At 56.1% G+C, this 20436-nt stretch carries 20 protein-coding genes and 1 tRNA gene; 8 read left to right on the forward strand and 13 right to left on the reverse strand.

Going from position 1 to position 20436, the window contains the following annotated elements; all coding sequences use genetic code 11:
- The 6 genes from radA to KORM41_RS14365 all read left to right on the forward strand — a co-directional run bounded on the left by radA (position 1) and on the right by KORM41_RS14365 (position 6089).
- Positions 1–1377 carry a DNA repair protein RadA gene (radA, locus tag KORM41_RS14340; RefSeq protein WP_068149473.1) on the forward strand — a complete coding sequence of 459 codons (1377 nt, stop codon included), beginning with the start codon at positions 1–3 and terminating at the stop codon, positions 1375–1377.
- A gap of 17 nt (positions 1378–1394) precedes the next feature.
- Entirely contained in the window at positions 1395–1913 is a 519-nt protein-coding gene (locus KORM41_RS14345) for a GNAT family N-acetyltransferase (protein ID WP_068149476.1), read from the forward strand.
- A 12-nt stretch (positions 1914–1925) separates the two neighbouring features.
- The gene (locus KORM41_RS14350; protein ID WP_068149480.1) at positions 1926–2609 is read left to right on the forward strand and encodes a CvpA family protein; all 684 of its coding nucleotides are present in this window, start codon (positions 1926–1928) and stop codon (positions 2607–2609) included.
- A 140-nt stretch (positions 2610–2749) separates the two neighbouring features.
- The gene (purF, locus tag KORM41_RS14355; protein ID WP_068149483.1) at positions 2750–4237 is read left to right on the forward strand and encodes an amidophosphoribosyltransferase; all 1488 of its coding nucleotides are present in this window, start codon (positions 2750–2752) and stop codon (positions 4235–4237) included.
- A gap of 4 nt (positions 4238–4241) precedes the next feature.
- Positions 4242–4979 carry an SDR family NAD(P)-dependent oxidoreductase gene (locus KORM41_RS14360; RefSeq protein ID WP_068149487.1) on the forward strand — a complete coding sequence of 246 codons (738 nt, stop codon included), beginning with the start codon at positions 4242–4244 and terminating at the stop codon, positions 4977–4979.
- 27 nt (positions 4980–5006) lie between these two features.
- Positions 5007–6089, forward strand: coding sequence for a threonine aldolase family protein (locus tag KORM41_RS14365; RefSeq protein WP_068149489.1), 1083 nt, complete (start codon positions 5007–5009; stop codon positions 6087–6089).
- Between the two features lie 61 nt (positions 6090–6150).
- On the opposite strand, the gene KORM41_RS14370 is transcribed toward KORM41_RS14365, so the two are convergent.
- From KORM41_RS14370 to KORM41_RS14400, 7 genes are all read right to left on the reverse strand, one after another.
- On the reverse strand, positions 6151–6771 hold the full coding sequence (locus tag KORM41_RS14370; protein WP_082719951.1) for a glutathione S-transferase family protein: 621 nt from the start codon (positions 6769–6771) through the stop codon (positions 6151–6153).
- Between the two features lie 30 nt (positions 6772–6801).
- Positions 6802–7812, reverse strand: a complete 1011-nt coding sequence (gene meaB / locus KORM41_RS14375; protein WP_068149494.1) for a methylmalonyl Co-A mutase-associated GTPase MeaB — start codon at positions 7810–7812, stop codon at positions 6802–6804.
- Positions 7813–7820: 8 nt separating this feature from the next.
- Complete coding sequence (gene scpA, locus KORM41_RS14380) at positions 7821–9974, reverse strand: methylmalonyl-CoA mutase (RefSeq protein WP_068149497.1); 2154 nt, start codon at positions 9972–9974, stop codon at positions 7821–7823.
- Complete coding sequence (locus KORM41_RS14385) at positions 9971–11821, reverse strand: methylmalonyl-CoA mutase family protein (RefSeq protein WP_068149501.1); 1851 nt, start codon at positions 11819–11821, stop codon at positions 9971–9973. The genes scpA and KORM41_RS14385 overlap by 4 nt, the downstream gene beginning before the upstream one ends.
- A gap of 31 nt (positions 11822–11852) precedes the next feature.
- Complete coding sequence (locus KORM41_RS14390; protein ID WP_197421176.1) at positions 11853–12659, reverse strand: sulfite exporter TauE/SafE family protein; 807 nt, start codon at positions 12657–12659, stop codon at positions 11853–11855.
- Positions 12660–12794: 135 nt separating this feature from the next.
- Positions 12795–12871, reverse strand: a tRNA-Pro gene (locus tag KORM41_RS14395).
- Positions 12872–12958: 87 nt separating this feature from the next.
- Positions 12959–14539 carry a Rieske (2Fe-2S) protein gene (locus KORM41_RS14400; protein ID WP_068149507.1) on the reverse strand — a complete coding sequence of 527 codons (1581 nt, stop codon included), beginning with the start codon at positions 14537–14539 and terminating at the stop codon, positions 12959–12961.
- 180 nt (positions 14540–14719) lie between these two features.
- On the opposite strand from KORM41_RS14400, the gene KORM41_RS14405 reads away from it, so the two are divergent.
- Complete coding sequence (locus tag KORM41_RS14405; protein ID WP_068149511.1) at positions 14720–15352, forward strand: helix-turn-helix transcriptional regulator; 633 nt, start codon at positions 14720–14722, stop codon at positions 15350–15352.
- Here the strand turns inward: KORM41_RS14405 and KORM41_RS14410 are convergent.
- From KORM41_RS14410 to KORM41_RS14430, 5 genes are all read right to left on the reverse strand, one after another.
- Positions 15349–15819, reverse strand: a complete 471-nt coding sequence (locus KORM41_RS14410) for a MerR family transcriptional regulator (protein ID WP_068149513.1) — start codon at positions 15817–15819, stop codon at positions 15349–15351. The genes KORM41_RS14405 and KORM41_RS14410 overlap by 4 nt on opposite strands.
- A 41-nt stretch (positions 15820–15860) precedes the next feature.
- Positions 15861–16151, reverse strand: a complete 291-nt coding sequence (locus KORM41_RS14415; RefSeq protein WP_068149516.1) for an integration host factor subunit alpha — start codon at positions 16149–16151, stop codon at positions 15861–15863.
- A gap of 170 nt (positions 16152–16321) precedes the next feature.
- The gene (gene plsX / locus KORM41_RS14420; RefSeq protein ID WP_082719952.1) at positions 16322–17365 is read right to left on the reverse strand and encodes a phosphate acyltransferase PlsX; all 1044 of its coding nucleotides are present in this window, start codon (positions 17363–17365) and stop codon (positions 16322–16324) included.
- A 118-nt stretch (positions 17366–17483) separates the two neighbouring features.
- Complete coding sequence (locus tag KORM41_RS14425) at positions 17484–18032, reverse strand: YceD family protein (RefSeq protein WP_068149522.1); 549 nt, start codon at positions 18030–18032, stop codon at positions 17484–17486.
- Complete coding sequence (locus KORM41_RS14430; protein ID WP_068149525.1) at positions 18033–18575, reverse strand: ubiquinol-cytochrome C chaperone family protein; 543 nt, start codon at positions 18573–18575, stop codon at positions 18033–18035.
- Positions 18576–18740: 165 nt separating this feature from the next.
- On the opposite strand from KORM41_RS14430, the gene KORM41_RS14435 reads away from it, so the two are divergent.
- A complete protein-coding gene (locus tag KORM41_RS14435) occupies positions 18741–19238 on the forward strand; it encodes an outer membrane protein assembly factor BamE (protein ID WP_068149528.1) in 498 nt (165 codons plus the stop codon).
- 38 nt (positions 19239–19276) lie between these two features.
- Here the strand turns inward: KORM41_RS14435 and KORM41_RS14440 are convergent, their stop codons facing one another.
- Positions 19277–20218 carry an IS110 family RNA-guided transposase gene (locus KORM41_RS14440; protein WP_082719706.1) on the reverse strand — a complete coding sequence of 314 codons (942 nt, stop codon included), beginning with the start codon at positions 20216–20218 and terminating at the stop codon, positions 19277–19279.
- Positions 20219–20436: the final 218 nt, after the last annotated feature.

The following is a 20436-nucleotide window of genomic DNA, read 5'->3' on the forward strand; positions in this document are numbered from 1 at the left end:
ATGGCAAAGGCTCAGCTCTCATATAATTGCCGCGACTGCGGCGCTGTTTACCGCCGCTGGCAGGGCAAATGCGACGAATGCGGCGAGTGGAACTCCATTGAGGAATCAAAGGGTGGCACCACATCTGGCGCGCCAAAGGGCCTGAGCGGCAAGAAGGGCCGCCGGGTCGACCTTGTCTCGCTTGACACGCCGCTCAAGGAACAGCCGCGGTTGATGAGCGGCATTGCCGAGCTTGACCGCGCCCTTGGCGGCGGCATGGTAGCCGGAAGCGCCGTGCTGATTGGCGGTGATCCGGGCATCGGCAAATCCACGCTGCTGTTGCAGGCCATGGGGCAACTGGCGCTCAAGGGGCATGACTGTGTCTATATTTCCGGTGAGGAAGCAACCGCACAGGTACAGATGCGGGCGAACCGCCTTGGTCTTTCCGGTGCGCCGCTGAAGCTGGGGTGTGAAACCAGCCTGCGTGATATCCTGACAACGCTGGATGAAGGTACGCCGCCCAAAGTGGTGGTGATCGACAGTATACAGACGCTGTTTGCCGACAATGTTGAAAGCGCGCCCGGCACAGTAAGCCAGGTTCGCGTCTGCGCCCATGAACTGATCAGCTTCGCTAAGCGCAAGGGCACCGTTGTGCTTCTTGTCGGCCACGTTACCAAAGACGGCCAGATCGCCGGGCCACGCGTGCTCGAACATATGGTTGATACTGTGCTGTATTTCGAAGGTGACCGCGGCCACCAGTTCCGTATCCTGCGCGCGGTAAAGAACCGCTTTGGCGGCACGGACGAAATCGGCGTCTTCGAGATGACGGGCATGGGCCTCAATGAAGTAACCAATCCGTCTGCCCTGTTCCTTGCGGATCACAACAGCCGGGAACTAGGAAACTGCGTCTTCGCTGGCATTGAAGGCTCGAGGCCCGTTCTGGTGGAAATCCAGGCACTCGTTGCCCGGTCATCTGCCGCAAACCCGCGCCGCGCCGTTGTCGGCTGGGACAGCGGGCGGCTTGCGATGGTACTGGCCGTGCTTGATGCCCGCGCTGGCCTTGGCCTTGCCGGGTGTGACGTCTACCTGAACGTGGCCGGCGGCCTGAAGATTTCCGAGCCTGCGGCGGACCTTGCAGTCGCAGCGGCCCTGATTTCCAGCCTCTCGCAGGTGCCACTACCGGACGAGACCGTCGTATTTGGTGAAATCAGCCTGTCGGGTGACATCCGCCCGGTTTCCCAATCTGAAGGAAGGCTGAAAGAATCAGCCAAGCTCGGCTTCGCGAACGCCATGATGCCAAAAGCCAAGAAAGCCGGCCCAAAAGCCATTCGCCAGCAAAACATCACCCACGTGAATGAGCTGGTGACACATTTCTACCCAGATGGCGGCCTAGGATAGCTTCCGGAAAAAGAAGCATGATACTGAAGACAGACAGACTGACGCTCAGGTTGCCTGAACAAAGCGACGCCAAAGCCATCCAGCTGGCTCTGACAGACTATGATGTCGTCAAGATGCTTCAAGTGGTCCCCTACCCCTATAGCCTGGAAATGGCGCACGAGTTCATTGCCCTCACGCATGAGGAATGGAACAGAAACGCATCCTATATCGCAAGCGTGATTGGCCCTTCGGGTTTGGTTGGTGTGGCCGGCGCCCATCACTGGAACGAGACTGAGCGGCAGATAGAGCTGGGATACTGGCTGGGCCGCAATAGCTGGGGCTTCGGGTATGCCACCGAAGCCGCTGGGGCGGTCTGCACCTTCGCCTTTGAGCACTGGCCAATAGATAAAATCATCGCTAGTGTTTTTGATGACAACCCCGGCTCAAAACGAGTGGTGGAAAAATTGGGGTTTAAGGAAACAGGCCAGCACACAATATACAGTGTTGGGCGTGGCGCAGAGGTTTCGGCCACCCTTTATAAGCTAGAGAGATGCTAGAGGAACAAGGATTTGGACATCGATACTACCACACTGACGGCTTTTGATGTTGCCGTGCTTGTTATCGTCGGGCTTTCGACGCTTCTGGCTTTTGGCCGTGGCTTCGCGACAGTCGCACTGTCATTCGGGGCTTGGGCGGGCGCACTGTTGGCGACCATTTTCGGCCTTGAGATTGTCAAGCCATATGGCCGCGACCTGATCTCGCCGCCGGAGCTCGCTGACTTCATCACGCTGGCCACGCTCTTTTTCATCACGCTGTTCGTTCTCAAGCAGTTGGCCGAGTTTATCGGCAGGACCATCAAGGAAAGTCCGGTGGGGCTGCTTGATCGCTCGCTTGGTGCCCTTTTCGGCCTGCTGCGCGGCCTCGTGATTGTTTCTGTACTCTATCTTGGCTTCGCCAAACTTTATGGCACGTCTGATCAACCGGATTGGGTCAAGAACGCGCAGCTCCGTCCCCTTGTGGCCTGGAGCGCGGAAATGCTGGAAGGTTTCGCTGCTGACGCACTCGGCAAAGACCCGAAAGAGGTCGGTAACGAGTATCTGGAGAAGGCAGCAGATGCCATTCCCAGCCAGTTCATCAATGAAAAGCTTGAAGAACAGGCCGCTAAATACATCGAAAAGCAACGCGATAGCCTTGATGCGTTGATGGAAGACGTAGCCGAAGAGAAAAAGAAGAAAGATGACGGCGGGCGCTAATGCGCCTGTTAGCCGCGCACAATTCTTCAATTAGATGCAATATTTCTGTAAAATTGGTTTTTGACTAGGCAGCGGCACCATGAGGCGATATATGGTGCGTGCAACAAGACACCATTCGCCCCATTAACCAGGACCAAATAATGTCTTTTGAGCAAGCCCCACTCACTACTAATCCTTTCGACGACGATAAGCTGCACGAAGAATGCGGCGTATTCGGGATTTTCGGCACCTCGGACGCCAGCGCCCACTGCGCCCTTGGTCTTCATGCCCTGCAGCACCGCGGCCAGGAAGCCGCTGGCATCACGGCATTCGACGGTGAAAACTTCTTCACCAAACGCGTGCTCGGCCATGTGGCAGACAATTTCACCAGTCAGGATGTCATCGACAGCCTGCCCGGCGACGCCGCCATCGGCCATACGCGCTATTCGACCACAGGTGACACCGTCCTGAGGAACTGCCAGCCGCTCTTTGCTGAATTCGCATCGGGCGGCTTTGCTGTTGCGCACAACGGCAATATCACGAACGCGACGCACCTGCGTAAATCGCTGGTTCAGCGCGGATCGATCTTCCAGTCCACGTCGGACTCGGAAGTGATCATCCACCTGATCGCAACCAGTCGTTTCCGCACGTTGATGGACCGGTTTATCGATGCGCTTCGCCAGATGGAAGGTGCCTATTCCCTGGTGTCTCTCACCAAAGAAGGCCTGATCGGCGTTCGCGACCCGCTGGGCGTACGCCCGCTGGTGCTGGGTCGCCTGGATGACGCTTACATCCTGTGCTCGGAAACCTGTGCACTGGATATCATTGGCGCTGAATATATCCGCGACATTGAAGCTGGCGAGATGGTGATAATTACGGATGAAGGCATCAAAAGCCACAAACCATTCCCTGAGGAAAAACCACGCCCCTGCATTTTCGAGCATGTCTATTTTGCCCGCCCAGACAGCTATATGGACGGCATGAGCGTCTATGAAGTTCGCAAGCGTATCGGTGCGGAGCTGGCGCGGGAAAACGCAGTGGACGCAGACCTTGTGATCCCTGTCCCTGACAGCGGCACTCCTGCGGCTATCGGCTACGCGCAGGAAAGTGGCATCCCGTTCGAGCTGGGCATTATCCGGAACCACTATGTGGGCCGGACCTTCATCGAACCTTCGGACCAGATTCGCCACTTCGGCGTGAAGCTGAAGCACAATGCCAACCGCTGGCACATTCAGGGCAAACGCATCATCCTTGTGGACGACAGTATTGTTCGCGGTACAACGTCGATGAAAATCGTCAATATGATGCGCGAAGCCGGTGCCACCGAAGTTCACATGCGGATTGCCTCTCCGCCAACCGCGCACAGCTGTTTCTATGGAGTGGACACGCCTGAGCGGAAGAAACTGCTGGCCGCGCAGATGGATGTGGAAGCCATGCGCGAGCACATCAAGGCGGATACGCTTTCCTTCCTTTCCATCGACGGCCTTTACCGCGCTGTTAATCAGCCCAAAGGCCGCGACAACAAATGCCCGGCATACTGCGATGCCTGCTTTACTGGCGACTATCCCACCTTCCTGACCGACCAATCGGAAGCGGAAAAGGACGACAGCCAGCTCTCGAGCATCGCGTCCACGGGCACAGGAGCCTAAGTTAATGACCAAACCTCTGGACGGACGCCTGGCGCTCGTAACCGGCGCGTCGCGCGGCATCGGCCGCGCCACAGCGCTTGCTATGGCAAAAGCTGGTGCCGATGTGATCGCCCTCGCCCGACCTCGCTCCCAAGGGGCACTGGAGGACCTGGACGACAAAATCACAGCCATGGGCCGCAAGTGTACGCTTGTACCCATGGATCTGCGCGATTTCGACGCGATAGACCGTCTCGGGGCATCCATCTATGAGCGCTGGGGAAAGCTGGACATCCTGGTGGGCAACGCCGGTATCCTCGGCCCCATCTCGCCTCTCGGGCACATCACGCCCAAGGACTGGATGGAAATCATGGACATCAACGTAACGGCAAACTGGCGCCTGATCCGCTCGCTTGATCCGCTGTTGAAGCTTTCGAAAGCAGGCAGGGCCATTTTTGTAACCTCTGGTGCCGCCGGGAAACACAGGCAACACTGGGGCGGCTACGCTGTCTCTAAAGCTGCTCTCGAGGAGCTGGTCATGACCTACGCAGCCGAATCCCGCATCACCGGCGTAAAGGTGAATATGGTGGACCCTGGCCCAATCCGCACCAGCATGCGGGCAAAGGCGGTACCAGGCGAAGACCCGGAAACGCTGCCGACACCAGACCAGATCGCCCCGCTGTTTGTTGAACTGGCTTCAGCTGATAGCGAAACGACCGCAGAACGCATCAGCTTCTACGACTGGGCAGGCATCAAACGGGCCTAACCCCCTAAAAAACAATGGTGACATCAAATGGTCAACCCAGGAACAACCAAGACATCCCTCAAGGAACGGTGCAAGGTTGACTTGGGTTACCCCTATCACCTGAATGACAGCCCTGCTGACCACCTGGCGGCCCTCCAGCAAGCCTATCAGCATGGGGCTGGACCCAAACCTGAAATCCTGGAAGAAAAAATTGCCGCCATGTTCGGCAAGCCCGCCGCCATGTGGTGTGCCACGGGCACGCTGGCGCAAGGCATTGCGGCGCGGATTTACGCCGAGCGGTCGGGCAAAAAGCAGGTTATCTTTCATGAGACCTCGCACCTTCTGCTGCATGAAGAAGACGGATATAGCGCAGCTCATGGCCTCACAGCCAAGACCGTGGGTGAATGGCGCAAAACCATGTCCCCTGATCTTCTGGACACGGACGCCTGCTGCGCCTTCGTCGAAATGCCCCAGCGCCACAGCGGTGGCCTGCTGCCTTCATGGGATGATCTATGCGCTCTGAAGGCTCACGCCAGCAAACTTGACCTGCCACTGCATATGGACGGTGCCAGAATCTGGTCCAGTCGCCCGCATTATGACGGCCGCAGTTATGCTGAGATCGTCGACGGTTTCTCGTCCATCTATGTGTCTTTCTATAAGGATATCGGCGCCATTGTCGGCGCGGCCCTTATTGGTGAGAAGGACTTTATCGAAGAAGCCAAAGTCTGGCGGACGCGCCTTGGCGGCTCGCTCGTTGACGCCTCATACCTGATCGCGGATACGCTCAGGCTGCTGGACAAACGGCTGGAGCAAATGCCCGGCTTCATCCAGGCGGCAAAAGAAATGGCGTCTTCGATTGAACACATTGAAAATATTGAGGTTTCGCCAAACCCGCCGCAAGTGAACATGTTCCATGTCCTGCTGCCCTGTAATTCCTCTGCGGCAGAACGCGCACGCGACATTGTCGCCGAGAAGACTGGCATCTGGATTGCCAACCGGTTCTGGAACTATGAGGGCGACAATCAGTGCGCCATGGAAATCACCGTCGGCGAAAAAGCCGCCGCGCTATCCCGCGAGACCTTCGCTGAGGCTGTGCAGATGCTGGCTGCAGAAATCCCCAACCCCCAATAGAAGCAAAAAGGGCCGCCAAGCCAGGCAACCCTTCTGAACGGTATTTAAGTCGTTTCCTTAGTTAGCGCTGCACGACCGTCTTTTTGGCGCTGTCGCGGCCGTTCATGGCCTCCAGGAATGCCGTGATATTCGGGCAGTCCTTCAGCATCTCAGCGCTTTCCGGGAACCCTGGCAGATAATTGAGCGTAGGAAAGACCGCAAGATCAGCATAGGTCAGGCTGTCCCCCACCAGATGGCCGTTTGCCAACGCATCATTTAGAACCGCCAGATGTTTCTTCATCAATGGCAGCGCACCATCAATCTGTGCGCGGTTGGGCTCTTCGCCCGCCATCTTCGGCAGAATATAGCCGAGCGCATACTGGCGGATCATGGATATATCGAATGTTGTGTTATGGAGCGAAACCCACTGGTCCACCTTGGCGCACACCGCTGGATCTTCCGGAAAGAACTTCGGGCCGTCAAATACCTTGTCGATATAGCGGGCCATGGCTTCCGATTCGCACAGTGTCAGCTCACCATGCCGGAAAACCGGCACCTTGCCGAGAGGATGGATGGCATTCACTTCATCTGAATGCGGGCGCGCTACCTGAAAGTCATAGGCGACGCTTTTCTCTTCCATCAGCATCTGGACGGACCTGCCTACGTTCGATTGCGGAATACTGATCAATAGGGGTTTGGACATTTTTTCCTCCTGTCGGTGTTGGCGGGGCTTCTAAAGCCCTTTATATCCTTTGGCATGATAGAGCTTGAGCAGTTCGGAAACTGCAGCCGACACCGGCTTTTTGCCGCCTCTAACATCCTCCAGTATTGGGGTGAAGGACTGGCTCACCGAGGCGTCACCATAGAAATCTGCGAGCAACCGGTCAGCGATTTGGCTTTTGAGCCAGGAAACGCGCTGTTCGTCGCGCCGGACCTGCCGCTCGCCGCTCTCTGTCATGATACGGGCATGCTTTTCAATTCGCTCCCAAAGCTCGGCAACGCCATCACCGGTCAGCCCTGACACTGTCACAACAGGCGGATGCCAGCTTGGGCTGGCGTCCGTCATGATATGAAGCGCGGACTTATATTCACGCACGGCTTGCTTTAACTTCTTCTCGAAAATGTCGGCCTTGTTGACGGCGACCATGTCAGCAAGCTCAAGAATTCCCTTCTTGATGCCCTGCAGCTCGTCACCCGCGCCCGGCAGCATCAATACAAGGAAGAAATCCACCATTTCGGATACCATGGTCTCAGACTGCCCTGTTCCCACGGTTTCAACCAGAACCACGTCAAAGCCTGCAGCTTCGAGGACAATCATGGTCTCACGCGTTGCCCGGGCCACCCCACCCAGCACACCGGCCGATGGGCTTGGGCGTATAAAGGCGTCCTGATTGGCGGACAATTTTTCCATGCGCGTCTTGTCACCGAGGATAGACCCGCCCGTACGACCGCTTGACGGGTCAACCGCCAACACAGCCACCCGCTTCCTCTGGTCTTCGATCAACCAACTGCCGAGACATTCAATGAAGGTTGACTTGCCCACGCCAGGAACACCGGAGATACCGACCCGCTGCGCCCCGCCCGCATGCGGCAACAGTTTAGCAAGCAGCTGCTGTGCCTTGTCCTGATGCGCTGCATTGCGGCTCTCAATCAGCGTGATGGCGCGACCAATCAGGGCGCGGCTGCCGCTGCGCACCCCCTCATAAAGCTCATCAACGCTTGGCTGCTGAACGGTTGCCGCCACGAAGCCCCCTATTCAGCCGCTTCTGCATACCCAAGGCGGGCATTCAGCTTTTCAATCAGTTCACCGGCTGCATCTGCGATTACAGTGCCTGGTGGGAAGATGGCCTCAGCCCCCGCCTTATAGAGCGCATCATAATCCTGCGGCGGAATCACCCCACCAGCAACAACCATGATATCTTCACGGCCAAGCTTTGCCAGCTCTTCCTTAAGCGCTGGAACAAGTGTCAGGTGGCCTGCCGCCAGCGATGAAGCGCCGATGATATGCACATCGTTCTCAACCGCTTGGCGCGCCGCTTCTTCTGGTGTCTGGAACAGCGGCCCGATATCCACATCAAAGCCCAAGTCTGCAAACGCAGAAGCGATTACCTTCTGGCCCCGGTCGTGGCCGTCCTGGCCCATCTTGGCGACAAGAATTCTTGGGCGTCGGCCGTCATTGGCCTCAAACGCCTCAACAAGAGCATGAACCTTTTTCACCGCCGGATTGTTCTTGCCAACTTCTGACTTGTAAACGCCTGTCACAGCCTTGATTTCCGCTTTGTGACGCCCGTAGATCTTTTCAAGCGCCATTGTGATTTCGCCCACTGTTGCCTTGGCGCGTGCCGCGTCAACAGCAAGCGCCAGCAAGTTACCCTGGCCTTTATCGGCAGCCTTGGTCAAGGCCTCAAGCGTGCGTGCAACGTCTGCATCGTCGCGCTCAGCCTTCAGTCGGGCGAGTTTTTCAAGCTGGGCTGTACGCACCGCGCTGTTGTCGACCTTGAGAACGTCTACGTCCTCAACCTCATCCAGCTGATATTTGTTAACGCCCACAACAGTCTGGCGACCGCTGTCGATCCGCGCCTGTGTGCGCGCGGCTGCGTCTTCGATCCTCAGTTTCGGGATACCTGCCTCGATGGCTTTGGCCATACCGCCTTCCGCTTCCACTTCCTGGATATGGGCCCAGGCTTTAGCGGCCAGGTCTGCTGTCAGGCGCTCAACATAATAGCTGCCGCCCCACGGGTCGATAATGCGGTTGGTGCCGGTTTCCTGCTGGATAAACAGCTGGGTGTTTCTAGCAATCCGCGCGGAAAAATCTGTCGGCAGGGCAAGCGCTTCATCTAGCGCGTTTGTATGCAGGCTTTGGGTATGGCCGTGCGCCGCCGCCATCGCTTCCACGCAGGTACGCGTTACGTTATTGTAGACGTCCTGCGCTGTCAGCGACCAGCCGGATGTCTGGCAGTGCGTCCTGAGCGACAGGGATTTGGCGTTTTTCGGGTCAAACTGCTTCACCAGTTTGGCCCAAAGCATACGGGCAGCCCTCATCTTGGCCACTTCCATGAAATAGTTCATGCCGATAGCCCAGAAGAAGCTGAGGCGCGGCGCAAAGGCATCCACGTCAAGCCCTGCGGCAACACCAGAGCGGATATATTCGACACCGTCCGCCAGCGTGTAGGCAAGCTCCAGGTCCGCCGTGGCCCCTGCCTCCTGCATGTGATAGCCCGAAATCGAAATACTATTGAATTTCGGCATGTTCTCAGACGTGAAGGCGAAGATATCCGAAATGATCCGCATCGAAGGTGCCGGCGGGAATATATAGGTGTTCCGCACCATAAACTCCTTCAGGATATCGTTCTGGATCGTGCCCGAAAGCTTCTCGGGGCTCACGCCCTGCTCTTCCGCGGCCACAATATAAAGCGCGAGAATTGGCAGAACAGCGCCATTCATGGTCATAGACACAGACATCTGGTCCAGCGGGATACCGCTGAAAAGCGTGCGCATGTCATAGATGCTGTCAATGGCCACACCGGCCATACCCACGTCGCCCACAACACGCGGGTGGTCACTGTCATAACCACGGTGCGTTGCAAGATCGAACGCAACCGAAAGCCCCTTCTGGCCTGCCGCAAGATTGCGCCGATAGAAGGCGTTACTGTCTTCAGCGGTCGAAAAACCGGCATACTGGCGGATTGTCCAGGGGCGCTGGACATACATGGTCGGATATGGGCCACGAAGGAAAGGCGCAATACCCGGCTTTGTGTCCAGGAAATCCAGGCCTTCCAGGTCCGCTTGCCCATAAACCGGCTTTACCGGAATGCCCTCTGGCGATTGCCAGGCGTCAGTTGATGTGCCTTGGGCTGCATCTGCAGCGCTGAAGGCGACTTTGCTGAAATCAGGAATCCGGGTCATGAACTTGCTCCCGCCATTACGTGGGCCTGCGCCAGCACTTCAAGCACGTCGCAGCCCATATAGATAAACTCTTCAACGCCGGCCAACTTCAGTTCTTCGCTGTTCAGTGGCCGGCCAGCCAGATACACATGCGCGCCGGCTTTCCTCAGACATACGGCAAAATCCTGCCCGAGCGCGTCATACTGGCTATCGCTGGAGCAAATAACCGCCAGCTTGGCGCCGGACGCCTTGAACTCTTCCGCGACAGCCTCAGCGTCATTGCCGCCCGTGCCGTTGACCGACTTGATCCCGCCCGCTTCAAAGAAGTTTTTGGCGAAGGTGGCGCGTGCCGTATAGTCCGCAGCGCTGCCGATGTTCGCCAAATAAATAAGCGGCCGGCTTCCATCCTTCTCCAGGCAGGCATCACTGAATGCGCGCAGCTTTTCGAAATCCTCGGCCAGCCGGTGAAACGCCAAAGGCTCAATCGTCACGCCTGCTGGCGGCAAATCAGCAGGCTCGGCAGGCATTGCGCCGACATTCGAAATCGGCTTTTCGTCGATGTCCGGGAACTCAGAAACGCCCGTGATAGCGTCCTTCCTTTTGGCCAGGTTCGCCCGCCTGGTCGCCCAGGATACAGCCAGATCTTGCTGGATGGCGCGTGCAGCCAAGGCCTTTTCAAGCCCACCAACTGATTCGATTTTTTGGAAATATTCCCATGCCTTAGAAGCCAAATCTGAAGTGATGGATTCAAATGCATAGGATCCCGCTGCCGGGTCCTGCACCCGCGACAGGCCGCTTTCTTCCTGCAGTATGATCTGTAGGTTTCGGGCAATGCGCCGCGCGAAACTGCTCGACATGCCGATCATGCTATCGTGCGGCAAAATGCAGATATCGTCAGCACCGCCAATACCGGCTCCGAAACAAGCAGCCGTTGCCCGCAGGATATTCACCCATGGGTCTTTCACGCTCATCATCCTGAGCGAACTGACCCCGCTCAGGGCCATGCGTGGCGCGTCTTCAAGGCCACACTCTTTCATCACAGCCGCCCACATCAGGCGGGCGGCGCGGAATTTGGCGATCGTCAGGCTGACGTCAGCATCCGCCGCCATTGAAAAAGTGATTTGGTTTGCGGCCGCACGCACATCCATGCCCGCATCCACCATAGCCCTGAGGTAGGACACGCCAGTCGCGATCAGAATACCCAGTTCCTGCGCTTCTGTTGCACCGGCCATGTGATAGGGGCCGCTATCGGCCATGAAGGCTGATACATGGGGGTATCGTTCGGCGACAAACGAAGCGATATCGACTGCCTCGCCCACAGCTGCAGAAAGGGACGTTTTCAGCCGACCGGTCTGCGCAAGGGTCCCCAGCGGGTCAGCGCCCAGCTTGCCATAAACATCGTCGGCATTATGCCCGCGTTCTTCCAGAAGCGTCAGCATGGTCCTTGCTGCTGCGGAAAATTCCTCACCCGGCACCAGCGTGAATGAAGCCATATTCAGGTAAACACCATCAAGGGCCTGCGCCATCTTTTCCACTGGAACCCCGGGGAAACGGCCAGCCTGCAGCCTCAGCGCAACACCTGTTGCACCGCGCGCCAGGTCTTCGAGGATCGCGTCATTAGTGGCTGAGGTGTCAGGATTCCAATGAGGCACAATAACGCCCCATGCGCCTACACGCCCTTGAGGCCTGCCCGACACCCTTGCGTTGCCCTGGGAATAGAGCCCTTGAACGCGAATGCCGTCGTAGGTCTCGGCTGTCATGACCTTGTCGAAGTCACGTTCGCCCAGTGCCCGTTCCACCAGCTCCCGCCATGCCTCTTCGCTAGCGGGCTCGAAAACAGCTGCGAGTTTTAAGTCCTCATTAGACATGTAACCTGTCCCTCAATCAATTGATGGCGGCTTATATGCCGCTCACGAGTTTGATGGTCGCAACCACCAAGAAGATACCGAATGCGATGCTGAGCGCAGTCTTGGGCATCATATGGGCTACCTTAGCACCAACTGGGGCCATCAGAACAGCCGCGACCGCCACAGTAAAGGCAGAAGGCAGATGGATAAAGCCTGCCATGCCAGACGGCAAACCAGCCACATTCCAGCCGCCGACAAGATAGCCGAGCCCCGCTGAAACGCTGATTACCAGCCCAATCAAGGACGCAGTCCCGACCGCCCGATGGATCGGCACGGAATATAGCGTCATATAAGGCACGGAAAAGCTGCCCCCGCCAATGCCCATCACAGCCGAAAAGAAGCCAATCAGGCCCGGCGCCAGATAGCGTCGCCCGCCTTCAGGCAACGCCTGTCCAAGTTTCCAGCGGTCAAACGGCAACATCATCTTTATGGCCACAAGGCTGGCAAGCGTGGCAAAAAAATAAACGAGTTCCTCAGTCTTCAGCCCCTTGGCGAAAAAACTGCCCAGAACCGCGCCCGCAGCCACCACGAACCACCAGCCCTTGACGATAGACCAATCGACACCGTTCTTCCTGTGGTGCGCCAGCACGCTTGATGTATTGGTTGCGATGATAGCTGTCAGGGAAGACGCAATGGCAATATGCATCAGCCACTCTTCCGGCATGCCTATTTGGCGATACACCAGCACAAGCACGGGGATGGTCACGATTCCGCCGCCGATCCCCAGCAGACCTGCCAGAAAACCAGCCACAAGGCCCGCGCCGATCAGTGGCAAAAGATGCGTCAGAATGAGTTCCAAAATAGCTTCCTTGCTGCTGCGCAACATGAACGGGGTGCACTCTACTGCAGTGCAACAAAATCGCAAGAAAAGAAACGGATCAAAGGGACTGGGCCAAAAGAAAACGGGCCAGCGATAACCGCTGACCCGTTCAATTGGTCGGAGAGACAGGATTTGAACCTGCGACCCCTACACCCCCAGTGTAGTGCGCTACCAGACTGCGCTACTCCCCGCCAAGGCGATGCTGATGATACCAGCATTCTGGTGGCGCGGACTATAGCTTTGGCATTCAGGCAGCGCAACACGGTTTTTCGGAAAAATTATCCTTCCCTTGAAACGCTTTGGCTGGCCTGATACGCCGCCCGCGCCGGATGACGTTGGCGCGTCCGTGTGTTGAGATACCGATTGAGAGCAGCAAACAGCAGCCTTGATGTCTCTGCACTTACGATAGCGTCCAGCCGTTCTACCGCGCAGACCATCTTCAGTCGGTGCACGCCGTAGATATAGTCGCCTTCATCCATATTGAAGAGTGCAGCCTTCTGTTTCGCAAGGAAATCCGCCTTGTCCATCACCTGCCATGCTGCGATATCCGGGGCACCCACATAGCCGCTGTTGCGTCCGACAAAACAGGCCATCTGCATCAAACCTGACTGCCAATAAGCCGGGCTATCGGATGCATGCTGATAAACGGCTTCGCCGAACGTCAGCGCGTGGGTGAAATCAAGCCAGCCGACATTGTTTGCAATGGGCTGACTGACACCGTGCTGCAGGTCGAGGTCGAAACCCAGCATGTTCAGGGCTGCAGCACCCAACAGGGCTTCATAAAGTTTGGTTGGGTTGCTGAGCGATGCTGCCGCCTGCGCCATCGCGTTCCGCACTGAAAGCCCAAGAAACTCAGACGCCCCAGGCACGGGAGATGTGCCGGGCTCAACCTGCAGATAGTCTGCGAAACCACGAAACTCCGGAATCTGGTCCTCTCGCGCGGCGACACACAGATACTGCGCCAGTTGCAGCGCCAGCGTTTCCTCGACATCCTCGCCAAGCTGCGCGCTCAGTCGTTCCAGCTTGGCCGCATAAATGGCAGGGTGGCCGAAGCCCGCATAATGGCTGAAGATGAAATCCAGAAAGGCTTGTTTGTTGTCCCTGAAGCGCAATCCTTCATGGTAAGCGCCGCGCACACGCGCCAAGGCCATACCGCTGTCCATTGCCTCTAGGTCATGAACAAACGCACCAGCATCCCATGGCAATGGCTCAGTCGGCACCTCAAGGGGCGGGCTGAAAAGCGCATCCCAGGAAAAGTTCCCGATGGCCTCCAAAAAGGCAACCAGCCGCAGATCCTTATCCGCCCCCGCCAGATCAATCCAATCGGCGAGGCCTGCGTGGGCGTGGCCAAAGCCGCGCTCAAAGCGGGGCAGCGACCACCGGACCACGTGCGCCGCCACCTCTTCATAAGCGACACCCGCCCTATCGAGGCGGCACAAACACCTGGCGATACGCTCATAGTCATGCTCGCCGAGTGACTCTTCAAGCTCTCTGTATGCCTTGGCCGCCTGAACGGATGGCGGGATTGGCGTCAGGTCGATCCAGATATCGGCACCCCGGCGCTCTACCGGATAGGTTCTGACCGGATCCCGGCCCTGAAGCGCCTCGCCGCTTTTCAGATCAAAAGCCCAACCGTGCCAGTTGCACGCCAAGGTGCAGCTATCGTTCAATGTGCCCTCAATAAGGGGGTACCCCTCGTGGGGGCACCGGTTGTTGATGGCAAACAGCCCCGCTTCCGTGCTCAAAAGCGCAATCTGCTTTCCTTCAATCTTCAGGACATGGCGGCCCTTTTCCTCGAACTCTGCAAGCGGGCCCAGATTTTTCCAATCTTTATCGGCGCTGGCTTCGTGCTTTTCCATGTCGTCTCTCCTCGCTGCTGTAACTCGGCCCTGATGCGACCGTATTCTATCCACACTGAATCGCCACCCATGGCAGCCTCCTATTTTCTAAAGTTTTATCTTTAGTAATTTCGATATAGTGCGACCTGTTGATTTATTCAATATTTTTCTTTATAAAATAAACCAAACCAAGGACACAGCATGCAAACTACCCGTGAAATCATCCTGACTGAGCTCAAGCGCACAGGCGCCTGCCGCGCTGACGACATGGCTGAAAAGCTGGAATTGACCCCTATGGCAATTCGCCAGCACCTGTATCAGTTGCGGGACGAAGGTGCCGTTGTGTGCCGGTCAAAACCACAAGGGCGCGGTCGCCCAGCAAAGATGTGGGAGCTGACAGAAAAGGCGGATGTCTATTTCCCAGACGCACACCGGGACCTGTCGCTGGACCTGCTTGAGAGCATGCGCGATCTGTTCGGCGAAGATGGCCTCGCCAAACTGGTGAACCACCGGACGGCGAAGCAGAAAACCCGGTATGAGCATAGCCTTGAGGGTAAACGAGACTTGAAAGCCCGGCTAAAGGCTCTGGCCGCGGAACGGGCCCGGGAAGGCTATATGGCAGAAACCGTGGAAAAGGACGGAGCGCTTTTCCTATTGGAAAATCACTGCCCCATCTGCGAAGCGGCCAAAGCCTGTAGTGGCCTGTGCGGCAAAGAACTGACCTTATTCAAAGAATTGCTTGCAAATGAAGCTGAAGTGGAACGTACAGAACATCTGCTCAGTGGCGGCAAACGCTGTGCCTACAAGATCACACCAAAAAACCAGGAAGGTTAGGCGAGCCGATCCCGCAAGGCCTTCAGGCGCATCAGTACGTCACGCAAGGCTGCCGTGTCAGATACTGCTGTATCCATCTCTGTAGGCTGTTCTTCAGGGGCGGGTACCTCAACCGCAGATGCCACCGTTGGTGCTGCAGCTTCCAGACCATTGTCCGACAAATCGAGCGCTTCAAAGATTGTGGCTTTCACGCCCTGCGCCTTGAACAGCTTCTGAACACCGCGAATGGTATAGCCATCCGAATGCAGGAGCTTCTTGATCGCTTTAAGGAGGGTCACATCATCAGGACGATAATAGCGGCGGTTGCCACCACGCTTCAACGGCTTGACCTGCGTAAACTTGCTTTCCCAGAAACGGAGCACATGCTGTGGCAAGTCCAGTTCGTCTGCCACTTCGGATATGGTACGGAAAGCTTCGCGGCCCTTGCCGCCTCGTGGGCGATCAAGACCTGACGCAGTCTCACTCACAACCGTCTCCTTTAGACCCTGGTTAAGATCCGAGGCTGACCTCAGGTGTTGATGCGGTCTTTCATGACCTGGCTAGGCCGGAAAACAAGAACACGCCGAGGGTCGATCGGCACTTCTTCACCCGTTTTGGGATTACGTCCCATGCGACCGTTTTTCTGGCGCACAAGGAAGCTGCCAAACGAGGAGATTTTCACATTCTCACCAGTCACAAGGCAGTCTGAGATTTCACCGAGAACCGCTTCGACCAAGTCAGCAGACTCGTTCCTCGACAGCCCGACCTCTTCGTAAACTGCTTCCGTCAGATCCGCACGAGTAAGTGTGTTGTCGCTCATGTCTGCCCCCTGCTGGTGAATAGGCAAATTACCTGTTACTAAAAAAGCTAATCCAAGCGCGGAAGCGAGTCAACGCGCCTGTCGGCTTTTAGTCAATATTTAGAAGGGTTTATATCCCCGCCCTTATATTTTGGGCCAGAAAACGGGATTTAACACCTCAAACACTGGAATTATGCGGCTCCGGCAGCAGCCTCATCATCCACAATACGCTGCAAATCTTCGCTGATCAGCCGAATCAGGTCATTTTGCGCCATATCGATGGCTGAGGTGACCGCAGAAGCAAACCCATGCGCGTTGGCGCTGCCATGGCTTTTCATCACCAGACCGTTCAACCCAAGGAACACGCCGCCATTGTGGTTGTTGGGGTCAAGGTGGTCCCGAAGGGAGCGAAGCCCATGCCGGGCCAACAGATACCCAAGTTTCGTGGACATGGATGACCGGAAAGCCCGCCCAAGAAGATCAGTCACAAGACGGGCTGTCCCTTCCGCAGTCTTGAGCGCAACATTGCCGGTGAAACCGTCGGTCACGACAACATCCACTTCGCCCGTGGCGATGTCATTGCCTTCGACAAACCCGGCGAAGTCCAGTGGCAGGTGCTTCGATGCCCGTAGAACATCTGCAGCAGCTTTGATGCTGTCCTTGCCCTTTAGATCTTCAACGCCCACATTGAGAAGCGCAACGGTTGGCTTTGAAAGCCCAAGCACCGTACGCACATAGGCAGCACCCATAATGCCGAACTGCACCAGGTTGTTACTGTCACATTCCACATTAGCCCCAAGATCCAGCATGACGCTTTCACCACGAAGCGTGGGTAACGGGGAAATAAGCGCTGGTCGGTCGATTCCGGGCATGGTCCGGAGCAGGAACTTGGCGAGCGCCATAAGCGCACCAGTGTTGCCGGCAGAAATGGCTACATCGGCTGTACCATCTTTCACGGCCTGAATGGCAAGCCCCATGGAGGACTGACGTCCCTTCCTGAGCGCCTGTGAAGGCTTCATATCGGATGATACGACCTCATCAGTGTGGACGAGAGTGCTTGCTGCCTTCAGGTCAGTGTGCTGGTCCAGAAGTGGCTGAACCCTCGCCTCATCCCCAAAAACAAGGAACTGTGTGCCGGGAAAGAGTGTCCGGGCCTGCGCAATACCTTCAATGACCATGTCAGGTGCATGGTCGCCCCCCATGGCATCGACGGCGATCGTTATATTTTTTGCCACGTATATGTATCCAGTCTAACGCGTTGGTCTCGCGGGTTATTATAAAGCCTAAAGCGCATCCCTCAATGCGCATTCGGCATTTTCATTTGCTATGACCATAGCGATTTTGTTCTGCACTTCAAGATTCGTCGCGCGTTTTCGCGAGAACGGCAAAAGGATTGGGCTTTTCAAGCTCGGGTTCGTTAACGCTCACGCCGGAAAGTTTCTTTGTTTCAAGCTCAGCGCCTTCGGCTCTTGGGTAGGGGTTCATCGAAATCGACAGGGTCTGGGCCAGCACCTCACCCAAAGGAACTATATCGCCTTCCAGGGCATCATAGTCCGGCGCATCCGGATCAAGATACACACCCTCGTCATCCATGCGGTCAGCCATGGCCGGATCAACCAGCATCAGCTCGAAATCGGTCTCGAGTGTTTCTTCGACCGGCTTCAGCGATGCGATACACCGCTGGGTCAGTTTTGCGGAGATAGATCCTTTGACGTGCACACCGCTGTCGGCGCCCTCGTCCCAAACGGACATGTCACCCGAAAGGGACTCGATGGCAACAAGATCAAATCTTTCAGCAAGGTCCTTGCACTGAGCTTCCGTCGCAACCAGCTTGAACTGTTTGGGCTCCCGCTCAAGGTCTGCAATCTTTATGCTGCAATCCAACGAATGTTTATCAGTCATTTATTTCGCCTCCACCTTGATATCCGGAAACTCGAACTGCGACGTAAGCATTTCTTCGAAGCTACAGCCTGCCAATTTCTGCAAGGCCTCAAGCGCATAATCCGCCAATTGCTCGGCCTTGTTTATTTCCGATCCCTTATAAACATTTTTAGCGATCGCAGCTGCAAGACCCGGTTTGGGTGCGTCGGCCAGAATGGCGCGGGAATAGGCTTTGACTCTGCCGAACCAGGCGGCGCCCATCTTCTTGACTTCCTTGCCAACAGACATGTCGCCCACACCCATTTCCCTGAGCGAGCGATCCATGTCGGCAATCATGACCTCCTGCAGCTGCCTGCGTATCTTCTTTGCAGCATCGCCTTCTTTTTCAAACCGGCGATCCACGATAAAAAGATGCAGCAGGATCATGTCAAACCGGCCATCGATATCATCCGTCACACCAAAATCCTGATAAAACACCGGATTTCGGGCCTGGCTAACCAGCTTGCCATAGACCGCATATGCCTGCTCTTTGTTCTGGAACAGAGAAAAAAGTCGCGCAAACATGGCGCCTCCTTGATGTCGCCCCAATCTTCAAGGAAAAGAGGAACAACGGATCACTTGTGCAAAATTTATGGCGTGCTCTAACACGGAGCCTTGCGCCGCGCAACGGTGGCCGTTATTAAAGCACAGGAAGTTTTATCCGAACAGTCTCGGAAATAAGGATAGTACATGAATAAGACCTTTCTTGCGAAACAAGCGAAACCGCTGGCTCTCTGCCTTATGGCCGGTGTTGCCTTGTCCGCATGCGGTAACCGGGCCATGATCCGGGGCTATATTTTCGACAAGGAACTTGCAGACGCTATCCAACCCGGCGTTGACAATCGTCAGTCCGTTGAATCAACGCTTGGGACACCAACTGTCCGCGCCACGTTTGACGACAAAACCTGGTATTATATTTCCACTACGGTGCGCATCCGCCCGGTTTTCTGGCCAGACCCACAGGAGCACCGTGTGATGGCCGTTGCGTTTAATGACAACGGCGTTGTAACCGACGTGAACAACTATGACCTGTCTGATATGCGCCAAGTCGACCCGGTTAATGACGAAACACCGACAAAAGGCCGCAAACAAGGCTTCTTCCAGCAGATCTTCGGCGGCGTAGGCCGGTTTGCTGGCGGATCAGCGCCTGTGGGCAGCCAAGGCGGCAACCGCGGCCCGAACGGCTAAAACCTCCAGAAATTACAGACAAAGAAAAAGCAGCGGTGTTATGTGTCAAGCGCGGCTGCATAGTGATCCCTCATTTTTGCGTTTGCGCGAATGAGGATTTTTCTAGTGACTGCAATGAGAGCGACTTTACCGGGCTTCCCGTTTTCCCTGAGGCGTTGATAGAAAGCTTTCATTTCCGGATCGAAGCGAATGGCGGGGAGTGTCGCCACATATAAAGCATCGCGCACATGTTTCCGTCCTCCTGTAATTGTCCGCCTGCCGCGCATTAGACCACTATCCCGGTTGATTGGGGCTAGACCAACGAGCTTGGCGATTTGTCCTTTGTCGAGATGACCCAGTTCCGGCAGGCCTGCCAGCAGGAAGCAGGCGGTCCGCAATCCAATGCCCTTTATTGAAGTCAACACTTTGGCCCTGGCCTTGAGTGCTGCATCCTGTTCCAGGCATTCCTCCATCGCTTCCACAACGGCTTGACGCTGTTCCAGCAGGAAATTCAGAGCCTCTTCGATCCAGTCTCTTGCCTTGTTCAGCAGCTTTTCCCGGCGGTTCTTTTCCTGGACAATCATGTGGGACAGCTGTTTGTATCGGACTACGAGGTCTGAGAGTTCCTGCTGCTGTTCAGAAGGTTGTTCAAGAAGGCGTGTTTCCATGCGCCTGCCATAGTCGGCTAGCACAAAGGCATCCACCTTGTCGGTTTTGGCCAATTGCCCACTGGCCCGGGCAAACTGACGGATATATCGGGCATTAACTTTGGCAACCGGCAACCCGGCTGCAAGCAAGGCATCTGTGACCATGCGTTCATAGCCACCTGTAGGCTCCAGGATCAGCCGTTCAATGTCTTCCCTGTCAGCAACCCACGAAAGGAATTTGGCAATGCCGGATGTATTATTGGTAAATGTGTCTGCTTCGCCTTCTGGCAGCAGGCAAACGTCAAAGGATGATTTTGATATGTCGATCCCAATGGATCGCGTGGTATAAGTCATTGGCTTTGTCTTTCTTATACACGAGCGTAAAAGCTCACTCAGCGGTTCGACGAAGCCTCTGTGGTGCGGAAGGGTTATGCTTTTTTACGACCGTAAAAGGTCTTGCCCCGAGTGGGCTCAACCACATTCCGCACCTTGAACAGGGGGTGGCCACCCCCTGTTCAAAATCAAAGAGGCACGAAGATCATAACAAATCTTCGTGCCTCTCAATGTATAAG

The organism is Kordiimonas lipolytica, assembly GCF_001550065.1.